This window comes from Rahnella sp. CJA17(1/100), from assembly GCF_963881615.1.
Classification (GTDB): Bacteria; Pseudomonadota; Gammaproteobacteria; order Enterobacterales; family Enterobacteriaceae; genus Rahnella; species Rahnella aceris.
This window is the reverse complement of record NZ_CAWOJA010000015.1, coordinates 1-13754: the sequence shown is the minus strand read 5'-3', so window position 1 is coordinate 13754 and position 13754 is coordinate 1. Positions and strand designations below refer to the sequence as shown.

The following is a 13754-nucleotide window of genomic DNA, read 5'->3' as shown; positions in this document are numbered from 1 at the left end:
GGCCGGTGAGCGGTGTACATAAGGCACTGATCACATTAAGCTACGGCTTTGGTTTACCTGATGATGAGACGCTGATGGCTACTTTGAAGGAAATCGCTGAGGCCGCGAACGTATCCGTTGCGACGGTTTCACGTGTGCTCAATGACGATCCGAGCCTGAGCGTAAAAGCGCAGACCCGCCAGAAGATTTTAGAAACGGCGGAACGCCTGGAATACAAAGTCTCGCCTTCCCGCCGCAATGCCACGCAACGCATGACGTTTGCCGCATTGTTTACTTACCGGCAGGGGCTGGAAATAGACGATCCTTATTATCTTTCCATGCGCTATGGCATTGAAACACAATGCGAAAAACTGGGTACCACCCTGATTTCCGGCTATGACTTTACCGGCGAAAAAGCGCTGCCTCCGGCGGACGGTTTTCTGGTTATCGGACAACCTCAGGCCGCACTGCATACGCAGCTCACGCAACAATCCACGCCGGTCGTTTTCATTGATGGCGTAATGGAAGACCCGCAATCTGACTGCGTGAATGTGGATTTATTTAAGATCAGCCAGAAGGTCATCGACTTCTTTATCGGTCAGGGTTATTCGCGCATCGGCTTTATCGGCGGCCGCGATCACCCTGAATTCCCGGATCAGCGCGAGCAGGCCTTTGTGGAATATGGCCGTCTGAAAAACGTCGTCCAGCCGGACGATATCTGGTACGGCAATTTCACCAGCCAGTCCGGCTATCAGTGCGCCAGGAAAATGTTGCAGCAAAATGCGCCTTATCCCCCGGCGTTGCTGATTGCCACCGATACCATTGCGCTGGGCGTGACCCGTGCGCTACTGGAACACGGCGTTAAAATCCCCGAGCAAATCGCGCTGATCAGCGTTAATGACATTCCGACAGCCCGCTTTGTGTTCCCTTCTTTATCGACCGTTCGCATCCATTCCGAAACCATGGGCGCACAGGCGGTCAACCTGCTGACCGAACGTCTGCGCGATGAACGCACCGTACCGCTGTCGGTATTTGTGCCGGGATCGCTGCAACTCCGGGACACCACCCGCCGGTAAAATTTAACTGCATGATCCTCAAACCGATTTTTTATTTTTTGTGATCGCCCTGACAACCAGTAAAACTTTTTAGTTATTTTTACTAAATATTTACTATCTTCTCTCCCATAGAAACACGTCTCAGGAGAGATCACGTGAATAATTGGGAAAATATCGAGAAGCAGTCGGAGAACCGTTTACCGCCACGCGCCTCCTTTTTCAGCTATGAAAATCCACAGGCGGCGCTGTGTTTCGATCGCGCAGCCAGTCACGGCTTTCAGTTGCTCAGCGGCCGCTGGCAGTTCCGCTTTTTCGAGCACCCGGCGTTAGTCCCGGATGAATTCTACAATCAGCCGATGACTGAATGGGGCCACATCACCGTCCCCGGTATGTGGCAGATGGAAGGCCACGGTCAGCTGCAATATACCGATGAAGGTTTCCCCTTCCCGATCGACGTTCCTTACGTTCCCACTAATAACCCGACCGGCGCGTATCAGCAGCGTTTTACCCTCGATGCAGCCTGGGCAGGCAAACAAACGCTGATCAAATTTGACGGCGTGGAAACCTATTTCGAGGTGTATGTGAACGGGCACTACGTCGGATTCAGCAAAGGCAGCCGCCTGTGCGCAGAGTTCGATATCAGCGCCAGCGTGAAACCGGGTGAAAACCTGCTGTCGGTGCGTGTTTTACAGTGGGCGGATTCAACATATATCGAAGATCAGGATATGTGGTGGATGGCGGGAATTTTCCGCGATGTGTATCTCATCGGTCAGGATCCGGTTCATCTTAACGATTTCACCGTAGTCACCACATTCGATGAAAACTACTGCGACGCCGTGCTCAATATTGATGCCGTGCTGCGTAATTTACACCAACCCGTCAGCGGTTATCGTCTGCACGCGCAGTTATTCGACGATGGCGTCTGCGTGGCACAGTTATCAGCAGATAACCTGAATATCGGCGATGAAACGCGCTGTCGCCTGGACATTCCGGTCAGTCATCCGCGCCAGTGGAACGCGGAACATCCTGAGTTATATCAGCTGTTGCTGACGCTGTATGACGACACGGGACAGATGATTTCGGTGGTACCTCAGCGCGTTGGCTTTCGTGACATCCGCGTACGCGACGGGCTGTTTTACGTCAACGGACGTTATCTCAAGCTGCACGGCGTAAACCGCCACGACCACGATCACCGCAAAGGGCGTGCGGTCGATATGGCGCGGGTGGAACGCGATATCATCCTGATGAAACAGCACAATATTAACGCGGTGCGCACCGCGCATTACCCGAATGATCCTCGCTTTTACGAGTTGTGCGATATCTACGGATTATTCGTGATGGCCGAAACGGATCTGGAAAGTCACGGTTTCGCGAACGTCGGCGATCTGAGCCGCATCTCCGACGATCCGCACTGGGAACACGCCTATGTGGAGCGTATCGGGCGTCACGTCATGGCGCAAAAAAACCACCCGTCGATCATTATGTGGTCGCTTGGCAACGAATCCGGTTATGGCTGCAATATCCGCGCCATGGCGAAACACTGTAAAGCCCTCGATCCGACGCGTCTTGTTCACTACGAAGAAGATCGCGACGCCGAAGTGACCGACGTCATCAGCACCATGTATTCCCGCGTACAGATGATGAATGCGTTCGGCGAATACCCGCACGCCAAACCGCGCATCATCTGCGAATACGCGCATGCAATGGGCAACGGTCCCGGCGGATTAGCCGAATATCAGGCCGTTCTGAATCGCCATGACAGCCTTCAGGGGCATTACATCTGGGAATGGTGCGATCACGGATTGCTGGAAACCGGTGAAAACGGCCAGATGCGTTATACCTACGGCGGCGATTACGGCGATTATCCAAACAACTACAACTTCTGCATGGACGGGCTGATTTACCCCGACCAGACGCCCGGCCCCGGCCTGCGCGAATATAAACAGGTGCTGTGCCCGGTCGGCGTCAGTCTCCGCGGCGGCGCGCTGCACATCAAAAATCGTTACTGGTTCAGCTCACTGGAAGACATCACGCTGTCGCTGACCGTTCAGGTCGCCGGACGCGGCCTCGAAACCCGCGAAATTTCCCTGCCGCACCTGCAACCCGGCGAAGGCGAAACGCTGGCGCTGCCAGAATTTCCCGCCAGCGGTCAGGAAGTTTTCCTGAATGTTGGCATTCGCAAAAACAGCCCGACGGTGTACAGCGAAGCGCAACATCCGCTCGGACAGTATCAGATGCTGTTGCAGGCAGCCCGCCCGTCAGCCATGAAACCTGCGCCGCAAAAGTCCGCAACGCTGTTATGCGATGAGCAAAAACATCAGCTTATCGTCAGCGGCGAGGGCTTCCGGCTGGCATTTTCCCGTCTGGACGGCGAACTGCAAAGCTGGCAAGTGGATGACGAAGAGATCACAGGCCGTGCGCCGAAACTCAATTTCTTTAAGCCGGTCATCGACAACCATAAACAGGAGTTCGAAGGCCTCTGGCAGCCCCATCATCTGCATATCATGCAACAGCATTTCCGGCAGATACACTGGGCGCGCCAGCAGGACGACGTCGTCATTGAAGTGCAAAGCATCATTGCGCCGCCTGTTTTCGATTTCGGTATGCGCTGCACTTATCGCTGGCAGATATCGCCTCAGGGCGTCGTCACCCTCGATTTATCCGGCTCGCCTTACGGTAATTTCGATTCAATTATCCCGAAGATCGGCCTCGATTTTGGCGTCAGCCGTCGTTTCACGCAGGTGGAATATTACGGGCGCGGGCCGGATGAAAACTATCAGGACAGCTGTCAGGCCAATCTCATCGGCCATTATCAGCAGCCGGTGAGCCGTTTATTTGAAAATTACCCGATGCCGCAGGACAACGGTAACCGGCAGGATATGCGCTGGCTGAGTCTGTGCGATGACGCTGGAAAAGGGATTTTCATTCAGCCACGCCAGCCGCTCAATTTCAGCCTGTGGCCATACAGTGCGCAGATGCTGCAACAGGCGCAGCATATTGATGAACTGACGCCGGACGGCTGCCTGACCCTCAATCTCGATCACAAAATTTCCGGTCTGGGCTCCAATTCCTGGGGTTCCGAAGTGCTCGATTCTTATCGCGTCTATTTCTCGGCATTCCGCTACGGCTTCACGATGGTGCCGTTCAGCCAGCATGACACCAACAGCCAGCAGCTTGCGGAATTCACCTTTCATCCCGCGGAGGAAAACTGATGATTATTCTCGACTGTTTAACCGAATTTCAGCGGCTCTACCGTAGCGGAAAAAAATGGCAGCGCTGCATGGAAGCCATTAATAACCTGGACAATATTCGTCCCGGCGTTTTCCATTCCGTCGGCGATTCGCTGGTTTACCGGCTCGCCAGCGGCAGCGAAAAACAGCGGGCGGAATTCGAGGGTCACCGCCGTTATTTCGATGTGCATTACTACCTTGAAGGCACGGAGGAAATCGAGTTTTCCGCGAAATCTGCCCTGCACAGCGTGTCGCCTTATGACGATGAAACGGATCGCGAATTTTTTACCGGTCAGGGTGAAACGATAAAGGTACCTAAAGGCCGCGTGATCATTTTTGAAAACCACGAAGCGTACCGGTTCAGACCGGAAAAAGACGTCAGAAAAGTCATTTTAAAAGTGACCGTCGAAGAGAGTTATTTCGTTAATAAATAATAAAAAAACAAGAACCACTTACCCTATAAACATCGCAGTTGGAGAGTATTTATGGCCGGGTCCAGTCGAAATACCATAGGCAAATTTGGATTGTTATCCATGACTTTTGCCGCCGTTTTTAGCTTCAATAACGTCATCAACAATAACATCCAGTTAGGCATCGCCTCGGCACCGGTATTTCTGGTGGCGACCATCATCTACTTTATTCCGTTTTGTCTGATCATCGCCGAATTTGTCTCATTGAATAAGAGTTCGGAAGCCGGTGTATATGCCTGGGTGAAAAGTGCCCTCGGCGGCCGCTGGGCGTTTATGACCGCCTATACTTACTGGTTCGTGAATTTGTTTTTCTTCACGGCGCTGCTTCCCCGCGTTATCGCTTATGCGTCTTACGCCTTTTTAGGGCACGATTATATTTTCACGCCCTTCACGACTGCGATTATCAGCATCTGTCTGTTTGCCTTTTCCACGATGATTTCCAACAGCGGTGCGAAACTACTCGGGCCGATGACCTCCGTCACCTCGACATTAATGCTGCTGCTGACGTTCTCTTATATCGTGCTGGCGGGTGCTGCGCTGATGGGCGGCGCAGAACCGGCGGATCCGATTAATGTTCAGGCGATGACGCCGCATTTTAACTGGGCATTCTTAGGCATTATTGCGTGGATATTCCAGGCAGCAGGCGGCGCAGAATCGGTCGCGGTATACGTGAATGACGTCAAAGGCGGCAGCCGTGCTTTCGTGAAAGTCATCATTATTTCCGGGCTGGTGATCGGCGTGCTGTATTCCATCGCCTCGCTGCTGATTAACGTGTTTGTGGCCAAATCCGCGCTGCATTTTACCGGCGGCACGGTGCAGGTATTTGAAGGGTTATCCGCACACTTTGGATTACCGGCGGTGCTGATGAACCGCTTTGTCGGCGTGGTTTCCTTCACCGCCATGTTTGGCTCATTACTGATGTGGACGGCAGCGCCGGTAAAAATCTTCTTTACTGAGATTCCTAAGGGGATTTTTGGCGAGAAAACTATTCGTCTGAATAAACACGGTGTTCCGACCCGCGCGGCGTGGATCCAGTTCCTTATCGTTATCCCGCTGATGTTAATTCCGACATTAGGCTCAGACAGCGTGCAGGATTTAATGAATACGCTGATTAACATGACCGCTGCCGCGTCGATGCTGCCGCCGCTGTTTATTATGCTGGCGTACCTGAATCTGCGTCTGAAATACGACAGCGTCGAGCGCGATTTTAAGATGGGCTCCAGAATGCAGGGGATCACTATCGTCGGTACGCTGATTGTGATTTTCACCGTCGGGTTCATCGCCTCAACCTTCCCGACCGGTGCCAGTATTATCACCATTGTGTTCTATAACGTCGGCGGACTGGTGTTGTTCCTCGGCTATGCCTGGTGGAAATACAATAAATACTCCAAAGGACTGGACGATAAAACCCGTTATCACGAAGACACGCCGCTGGCGAGAATTGTGCTGGAATCGCAGAATGAAACAGCGCGGGTGAAGAAAGAGAATATGGCAAAGTCACTTTCCGGGGTGTAAGACTGCGCCCTGCAAAGCGAAAATAAGGACATAAAAAAACCGCCTGAAGAGGCGGTTTTTATTTTTCTGCACCAGAACTTACAGCGCAGAACTTACAAAGCGATATCCGCAGGTTGTTTCGGCTCTTGTTTTGCCTGAACATCCAGCGGACGCAACTGAACCACCTCAGCCACCGGCGTGGTGATCATCGACGGGGTTTCCAGTTGCAGAATACGGCTGGTTTCCAGCAGCTCTTTCTCGGTCGCTTCGATATTGCCATTCAGTTTAGTGCCGTAAGACGGGATGATTTCACGGAATTTGGCCTGCCATTCCGGGCTCGCGGCTTTTTCTTTAAAGACCGTTTCCAGCAGTTTCATCATGATCGGCGCTGCGGTTGACGCACCCGGTGATGCACCCAGCAACGCCGCAATACTGCCATCTTTTGCGCTCACCACTTCAGTGCCCAGACGCAATACGCCGCCGTGTTTGCCATCTTTTTTGATGACCTGCACACGTTGTCCGGCCACCCAGCGTTTCCAGTCTTTCTGCTCGGCTTCGGGGAAAAATTCCTTCAGCGCGGCGTGACGGTCTTCATCACTGAGCATCACCTGCCCGACCAGATATTTCACCAGATCGAAGTTACCCATGCCGACATGCGTCATCGGCAACAGGTTGGAACTGTTCACACTGCCAAACAAATCCCACAGGGAACCGTTTTTCAGGAACTTACTGGAGAAAGTGGCGAACGGCCCGAACAGCAGAACCTGTTTGCCATCAATAATACGGGTGTCGAGATGCGGAACAGACATCGGTGGCGCGCCCACGGCCGCTTTGCCGTAAACCTTCGCCAGATGGCGTTTCACCACATCCTGATTTTCTGTCACCAGGAATTCGCCGCCGACCGGGAAACCGCCGTATTCACGCGCTTCCGGAATGCCGGATTTTTGCAGCAGCGTCAGGGACGCACCGCCCGCACCGATGAACACGAATTTCGCATTCACCACGCGATGTTTGTGGCTGTGTTTGAGATCGGTAATCGTCACGCGCCAGCTTTTATCCGGATTGCGCTGGATATCGCGCACTTCCTGACCGTTTGCCAGCGTGAAATTGGATTTCTTCTGCAACGCCTCGACAAGCTGTCGGGTCACTTCGCCGAAGTTCACGTCCGTACCTGCGGTGGTGCGGGTCGCGGCAACTTTTTGCTTCGGATCACGGCCATCCATGACTGCCGGGATCCATTGTCTGATTTGTTCCGGGTCTTCCGAATATTCCATCCCGCGGAACAACGTGCTTTCCTGCAACGCAGCAAAACGTTTGCGCAGGAAGTCGATATTCTCATCGCCCCAGACAAAGCTCATGTGCGGCACGCTGTTGATGAACGAGCGCGGGTTATTCAGCACGCCTTTCTGCACCTGATACGCCATAAACTGACGGGAAACCTGGAAGGCTTCGTTGATCGCCACGGCCTTGGTGATATCGACAGAACCGTCGGGCATCAGCGGGGTATAGTTCATTTCTGCCAGCGCGGAATGGCCGGTACCGGCGTTATTCCAGCCGTTGGAACTTTCCTGCGCCACGCCGTCCATGCGTTCAATCATATGGACTGACCAGTCCGGCTCGAGTTCCTGGAGATAGGTCCCCAGGGTAGCACTCATAATTCCGCCGCCGACCAGCAATACATCAACGGATTTTTCGTCTTCTGCGGCCGCAGGCTCGCTGGCACCCAGTGAGTCACGGTTGAGAAGCATACCAAGTATCTTTCTCATGACGTCTGTTTCTCTAAATGTTCAGTTCTGTTCTGTTATGAATCGTTGTTGTGACTATCGAACAAGAAATTAGCAAAAAAACACGCGGGATCGTTACTGAAACTTCATTTTTTCAAATGATGGCTACGAATATAACATTATCACTACAAAAATTAAAAAAGGATTTAACGTTTCAAAAAAACAGGCAAACGGGATACCGGACAGCGCTTCAGGCCGCGTCACCGCTGGATTTGAAGGGTTTTGCAAAGGCGTTTTAGAGGGCCTGGGGGCGGTCAAAGAACGAGCTATTCGTGCTAAATCGGGTTTTGAGTCGCGGAATAGCAGAAAAAAGTGAGGGAAAGCGATCAACCGGCGGCCTGATGACCGCCGGCATCAGGAGGTTAACTGTCGGGCATTTCCATTGAGCGGATCACCAGAAAATCTTCTGAAATACCTGCACCTTTGTCTACCTTCTGCACGTCATGTACAAACCAGGCATATATCTCTGAGGGAGCACTGTCTTCAGGCCAGGGTGGCGGCAATCCCTCATAAGCAGCGTGCCCGTAAGCCAAAAACTTTTTCGCCCTGCGTAATGCAGGAATGTAAACATCAGGCACGAGCTGACGGCGGGTATCGTGGCTACCCCGTATTTCCATCGCATTTTGCATACTCAGTGCAGCACGGTGAACATCATCCAGCCAGCCCCAGTGTTTACGCAAAATATCGATTTCATTGCGAATATCACTGGCGGTCTCCTGCGCTTTTGGCGAAATACCTAACAGGCCTGCCGACGCACCTGCGGAAGCCATCACCTGCCCGCGCTGTTCGGCATATTTCATGCACTGACTGCGATAAAGATAAAACTGTCTGCCCAGCCAGTCGATATAGCTGTCGAGGTGCAGGTTCTGCGCGGCAACGCTGAGATTTTTAAAAGGCACTGCCTGCTGATATAACGCTGTCCACTCTGCGACCGATTTCTCCTTCACGCTGTTTTCCATAATGAAGTAGCTGGCCACAGTTTCAGAATGCGCCCGCAGTGTCTGGAAATCAGGGAAGGGAACGCCTGCCAGCGTAGCCTCACGGTACATTCTGTGTAAGGCGACCCGGCACAACTCGGCGCTCGGTTTTTGCTCGTCAGGTTTTAGCCCGCCGCCCACATCTTCAGAACAGCCGGGCAGTAACTCCTCGCGGTATTTTTGCTTATCGCCGCCTAAGCGGTAAAGGCTGCGCCAGACCCGCGTTTCATGGGCCGCCACCAGATGCAGGGCGCTTTTCACCGCAACGGGTAACGGGGTGTCCTGATCGACATATTTATCCCCCAGCAAAATACTGATCCCCCTGATGGGGCCGCCGAATGCCCCGACAAACCAGTCCACACCGTTGTTATTACTGGCAGGCGTATGCCGGGCACAATCGAATAAACCAGTAAAAATGATCTCAACGGGAATACCCTGATAAACGTATTTATCGCCCTGCTTCTGGCAAATATCGTCGAGCAGCGTATCCAGAAACTTACGCGCCAGAGTTGCCCCGAGATCGTAACCAAATAATGAAACCGAGATCAGCTTGATGGGCACCTGACTGTTGGCTACCGCTCTTTCATAAAAGCGTTCGAAACGCAGTTTTGCTGCGGTGATTCGCGTATCTACGCCCGTCACCAGCATGTCGGCAATAACAGGATTGTCACGCAACCAGGGAGTTGCTTCGATGCTCACTTTTTTCACCGCACTTTTCGTGATATCCCCGGTCAGCTTCGCCCATTCAGTGGGGTTAATCAGCTTTTTACCGACATCTTTTAATACTTCCCACCACTTGCCTGTTTTAAAAAACTCTATGCCCGCTTCTTCGGCGATATCACCGGGCTGATCTTTTAAATCATCCAGTGCGCTGCCTTTCGCGCCATCCATTATGGCGTGGAGCTTAGTTGTAATATCTTCACGGAAAGGAGTACCGAGCCCCGAGAAGTAAAAAGCATTATAATTGTGCTGGGAAGTATCCTGATCATGATCTGGAAATGCCCTGAATAATCTCGCAACATTGCTCAGACGTAACTCAGCTGAGTCTTGTTCAATATTGCGATGGATACCATCAAAAAAGAAACCGATGTGCCAGGTTCTCGAACAATTACCCAATCCTGCATCAACGGTTTGCTGAGCACGATTCGCAGCAGCGACAAGACTTTCGATATCCATTAGTGATCTCCCCGTGTAACTGATTTAGGAGAAATTTCAGGATGTTTTTCATAAGGTGACCAGGCATTGTCACTCCACCCTAATAAAACTTTATCTCCGGGGAGGAAATGAACGTGCAAATCATTCTCACCCCATTTGCGTTCAGGAAGTGGCATGATTATTTTATGGATTTCAGTACGAGCTCCTGCCTGATATTGCGCAAGAGTGTAATCCACAGTCCAGACAACTTCCGCCGTCTTTCCGCTGATACTGCCACAACACGTTGTTTTACCCCCACCATGAGCAAATGCATTGGGCCCCGCGACACCATTCACACTAAATCCCCGGATAGGCCGGTCAATTTCGCTGTGAATAATTAATGTCACCGGCCCGGTCGGTGGCCCCCAGATGGATGCCCAGACTACCCAACCTCCCCATCCCAGTATGAACAGTAATAATCCTGCGCCCAGCCATTTACCCCAGCGTGCATAGCCGCGATTAATGGCTCCGTCTATTTTTTCCAGTCTGTTAAAAAAATCCATTTTATTTCTCACGTTATTTTATTTTTGACTGACGTAATCAGATGCCTGCCGCAGATAATTTATCAACCTTGTCAGGATGTTTTTCATAAGGTGACCAGGCGTTGTCACTCCACCCTAATAAAACTTTATCTCCGGGGAGGAAATGAACGTGCAAATCATCTTCCCCCCATTTGCGTTCGGGAAGAGGAATGACAATACGGCGAGTCTCAAGTCGCATTCCCTTAAGATATTGTTCATGCGTTATATCAAGAGTCCAGACAACTTCCGCCGTCTTCCCGCTGATACTGCCACAACACGTTGTTTTACCCCCACCATGAGCAAATGCATTGGGTCCAGCGACACCATTCACACTAAACCCCAAAATAGGCCGGTCAATTTCGCTGTGAATAATTAATGTCACCGGCCCGGTCGGTGGTCCCCAGATGGATGCCCAGACTAACCAGCCACCCCATCCCAGTATGAACAGTAATAATCCTGCGCCCAGCCATTTACCCCAGCGTGCATAGCCGCGATTGACGGCTCCGTCTATTTTTTCCAGTCTGTTAAAAAAATCCATTTTATTCCCTTATTTTACTGTACCTAGTCGAATAATGTCATATTCAATTTACCAGCGTTAACCTGACTCTCTTAGATTCATCAAGGTACGGAAGGCATATAAAAATCATTCCGAGAGGATATAAAAACATTAAGCCGATAATTTTCCACGGAATTGAATATATCGTGATGTTTTGATACCAAAAACATAAAGAAGCGAATAATAACGGATGCAATAAACAGGAAAGTATAAACAAGCGATAATATTTTCTAAACTGATATTTCTTTCTAAAAAGCGCGTTAAGAGAGAAAGCCGCCATTAAAAATACAATAACATCAACAAAGGAATTTAAAACCAAAGGAATCAGTTTGACATCACTCCCATCGGTTATGGGTATATTTAAGTCATAGATGAATTCGATAAACAGCGAGGCATTAAAAACGAGCATTGAAGATAAATGTAAAACGACTACGATCAACCAGCCACCAATTCCTGTCAGTTTTTGACGGTCCTGTTCAGAACAACAGGTACAGATTTTAATTTCTTGTTCACTATTCATTTCAAACTCCTATTAATGCACGAGGGTCATCCTGACTCTTTTTGAACATTTCAAATAAGGATACGCAAGACAGGCTAATACTATAGGATAACTAGCCGAATCAAAAAAGAACGTCCATGGTATATAACCATATAAAAACACCTCCTCCATATTAATTAAAATAACTTCGAAAAATGAAGATGATATTAATATAACAATAAAAATCTTAAATACTCTCTTGAATCTTTCACATTTTCTTATCAGAAAAACCAACGCATATACTGCAAAGCCAATAATTAAAAAATCCATAACGCAAAATATTAAAAACTTAACCACCCTGATCTTTTCCTCAAAAATCAATGAATTGATTCCATACAATGGCAGGGTTATTAAACTTATTGCTTTAAAGATAATTTCGAGCATCAGATTCAGAGCAATTATAATTAAGCCACCGCCCAATCTGGAATATTTCCCTTGCCTGAATACAGTACAACATACGCAGGGCGTTAAACTAATTTCACCATCCTGATGTTCTTCTTTCATATAATGACTTTCCTTGTTATTAATAGTGTTATGACTGCCATTTACTTGCAAGTGCATTGCTTAGTATTTCTTTAAGGGATACTTCCCCCTGTGAAACCTTACCAAGTGACACCTGCATTCCTTCCGATTCCAGTATTTTCTTACCGCCGTTAAGGTAATAAAGTGCATACAGTTTGCTGTCGACGCCTGCGGGCATTCCGGCTAGCCGTGCTTTTTCCAGTGCCTTAATCACCATGTCGCGCTGCGAACAGGGAGGAAAATGCTGACTGGCAGGCATCTTCTGCCACTGGGTTAAAATCGCACCGACTTCAGGCTCATCCATAATCTGTTGCCAGATTTCTTCACTTAGCCTGACGGCATGATCCCGTGGATTTTCTGCAGTAGATGACAGCAGAGGAACAGGCTGCCAGCTCCCTTCTAAAGGTGCCCACCACCGGGTGATATTCCTGAACAGAAAGGTGTGCCATTCCTGTTCACCACATTGCGCGAGCAGACTGATCACCTGTCGGGTATAAAAGCGAATCAGTGCAGTAGTGTCATCCGGACCAATCACCGTGCAGGCATAAGAAAGTTGCGCCGCAAGCGCTCCTGAAAGGCAGGATTTAGTCGCAATCACACCCACAACGCCGGGTGTGTCCTTTATCTTTTGTGTGAGTTCATTGTTATTTTTCACCGCCAGCAGCCACGGCCCGTAATTTTTAAACTCGGCGAGTTGCGGATGGAGATATAAAGAATACATTTCCGAAGCATTGACCGTGTAAAAGGCCTGAAATGCTTGCGTTTCCTGTGCTCCACCTTCTAACAACAAATAAAAATAACCGTTCTCTGTTTCAGCTGCGAACTCTGCTAATGCTGTTGACTCGATCATTTACGCTCCCTGTACGATGGCATCGTTGGCTTTGATGGCGTTAAGTAAGCATTCGATACAAATCTTGTTTTTAAGCTCAGGATACTGTCCCGGCAGCATGGGCATTTTCAGCCGCACCGGATTCGCCACCGTCAGCACCGTGTGCGGCGTTTTCCTGAAATATTCACCGGCCGTGCCGTACTCAATTTTGCCGTCCTGCAGGATGAGGTAGCTGCCACCACCAATCAGCGTGATGCGCTTTTTCGCGCTGAACAGGATGTCGCCGTCCACCGCCGTGAGACTCACTTTTTTGCCCGCCGCAAGCGCCAGCTGGTTGTTCTGCGCCTGAACGTCGACCTTGCCCTCGCTGGCCTTCAGGCTCATTTCACCCTTCAGGGCAAAGATGCCCATTTCCTCACCGGTGTTGACGGTCAGGTTCTTAATCACCCCGATATCCGCATTGTTACCGGCGTTCAGAATCATGTTTTGGGTCGCCGCCAGTTGCAGATGCTCGCCGCTGGTCAGCGCCATGCCTTGTGGCGCGCTGGCCAGCACCACCTGATTTATCGGCTTCAGCCGTTCGCTGAACATCGCGATTTGCGCCG

12 protein-coding genes are annotated in these 13754 nt (G+C 50.5%); 4 read left to right on the top strand and 8 right to left on the bottom strand.

Features of this window, described 5'->3' with window-relative positions; all coding sequences use genetic code 11:
• Positions 1–74 precede the first annotated feature (74 nt).
• From ebgR to AACU55_RS09825, 4 genes are all read left to right on the top strand, one after another.
• Entirely contained in the window at positions 75–1055 is a 981-nt protein-coding gene (ebgR, locus tag AACU55_RS09840) for a transcriptional regulator EbgR (protein ID WP_205960154.1), read from the top strand.
• 134 nt (positions 1056–1189) lie between these two features.
• Positions 1190–4246 carry a beta-galactosidase subunit alpha gene (gene ebgA / locus AACU55_RS09835; RefSeq protein ID WP_134706947.1) on the top strand — a complete coding sequence of 1019 codons (3057 nt, stop codon included), beginning with the start codon at positions 1190–1192 and terminating at the stop codon, positions 4244–4246.
• Complete coding sequence (locus AACU55_RS09830) at positions 4246–4698, top strand: beta-galactosidase subunit beta (protein ID WP_134706946.1); 453 nt, start codon at positions 4246–4248, stop codon at positions 4696–4698. The genes ebgA and AACU55_RS09830 overlap by 1 nt, the downstream gene beginning before the upstream one ends.
• A gap of 51 nt (positions 4699–4749) precedes the next feature.
• Positions 4750–6249, top strand: coding sequence for an amino acid permease (locus AACU55_RS09825; protein ID WP_134706945.1), 1500 nt, complete (start codon positions 4750–4752; stop codon positions 6247–6249).
• Between the two features lie 92 nt (positions 6250–6341).
• Here the strand turns inward: AACU55_RS09825 and mqo are convergent, their stop codons facing one another.
• From mqo to AACU55_RS09785, 8 genes are all read right to left on the bottom strand, one after another.
• Entirely contained in the window at positions 6342–7994 is a 1653-nt protein-coding gene (gene mqo / locus AACU55_RS09820) for a malate dehydrogenase (quinone) (RefSeq protein ID WP_037033785.1), read from the bottom strand.
• Between the two features lie 380 nt (positions 7995–8374).
• Positions 8375–10165: a phospholipase effector Tle1 domain-containing protein gene (locus AACU55_RS09815; protein ID WP_134706944.1), complete on the bottom strand. Its 1791-nt coding sequence runs from the start codon at positions 10163–10165 to the stop codon at positions 8375–8377.
• Positions 10165–10686, bottom strand: a complete 522-nt coding sequence (locus AACU55_RS09810; RefSeq protein ID WP_134706943.1) for a DUF3304 domain-containing protein — start codon at positions 10684–10686, stop codon at positions 10165–10167. The genes AACU55_RS09815 and AACU55_RS09810 overlap by 1 nt, the downstream gene beginning before the upstream one ends.
• A 37-nt stretch (positions 10687–10723) precedes the next feature.
• Positions 10724–11242 carry a DUF3304 domain-containing protein gene (locus AACU55_RS09805; RefSeq protein WP_134706942.1) on the bottom strand — a complete coding sequence of 173 codons (519 nt, stop codon included), beginning with the start codon at positions 11240–11242 and terminating at the stop codon, positions 10724–10726.
• 43 nt (positions 11243–11285) lie between these two features.
• Entirely contained in the window at positions 11286–11780 is a 495-nt protein-coding gene (locus AACU55_RS09800) for a DUF2569 family protein (RefSeq protein WP_095923920.1), read from the bottom strand.
• A 12-nt stretch (positions 11781–11792) separates the two neighbouring features.
• Positions 11793–12302 carry a DUF2569 family protein gene (locus AACU55_RS09795; RefSeq protein ID WP_167686176.1) on the bottom strand — a complete coding sequence of 170 codons (510 nt, stop codon included), beginning with the start codon at positions 12300–12302 and terminating at the stop codon, positions 11793–11795.
• Between the two features lie 28 nt (positions 12303–12330).
• Positions 12331–13170, bottom strand: a complete 840-nt coding sequence (locus AACU55_RS09790) for a DUF4123 domain-containing protein (protein WP_134706940.1) — start codon at positions 13168–13170, stop codon at positions 12331–12333.
• A partial coding sequence (locus AACU55_RS09785; protein ID WP_134706939.1) for a DUF2345 domain-containing protein occupies positions 13171–13754 on the bottom strand: 584 nt, incomplete at its 5' end. It lies immediately after the preceding gene.

What these genes read in the sequence shown, in the direction of transcription:
- ebgR (WP_205960154.1), top strand. Translation starts at nt 75, where the DNA reads ATGGCTACTTTGAAGGAAATCGCTGAGGCCGCGAACGTATCCGTTGCG.
- AACU55_RS09830 (WP_134706946.1), top strand. Translation starts at nt 4,246, where the DNA reads ATGATTATTCTCGACTGTTTAACCGAATTTCAGCGGCTCTACCGTAGC.
- AACU55_RS09825 (WP_134706945.1), top strand. Translation starts at nt 4,750, where the DNA reads ATGGCCGGGTCCAGTCGAAATACCATAGGCAAATTTGGATTGTTATCC.
- mqo (WP_037033785.1), bottom strand. Translation starts at nt 7,994, where the DNA reads ATGAGAAAGATACTTGGTATGCTTCTCAACCGTGACTCACTGGGTGCC.
- AACU55_RS09815 (WP_134706944.1), bottom strand. Translation starts at nt 10,165, where the DNA reads ATGGATATCGAAAGTCTTGTCGCTGCTGCGAATCGTGCTCAGCAAACC.
- AACU55_RS09810 (WP_134706943.1), bottom strand. Translation starts at nt 10,686, where the DNA reads ATGGATTTTTTTAACAGACTGGAAAAAATAGACGGAGCCATTAATCGC.
- AACU55_RS09805 (WP_134706942.1), bottom strand. Translation starts at nt 11,242, where the DNA reads ATGGATTTTTTTAACAGACTGGAAAAAATAGACGGAGCCGTCAATCGC.
- AACU55_RS09800 (WP_095923920.1), bottom strand. Translation starts at nt 11,780, where the DNA reads ATGAATAGTGAACAAGAAATTAAAATCTGTACCTGTTGTTCTGAACAG.
- AACU55_RS09795 (WP_167686176.1), bottom strand. Translation starts at nt 12,302, where the DNA reads ATGAAAGAAGAACATCAGGATGGTGAAATTAGTTTAACGCCCTGCGTA.
- AACU55_RS09790 (WP_134706940.1), bottom strand. Translation starts at nt 13,170, where the DNA reads ATGATCGAGTCAACAGCATTAGCAGAGTTCGCAGCTGAAACAGAGAAC.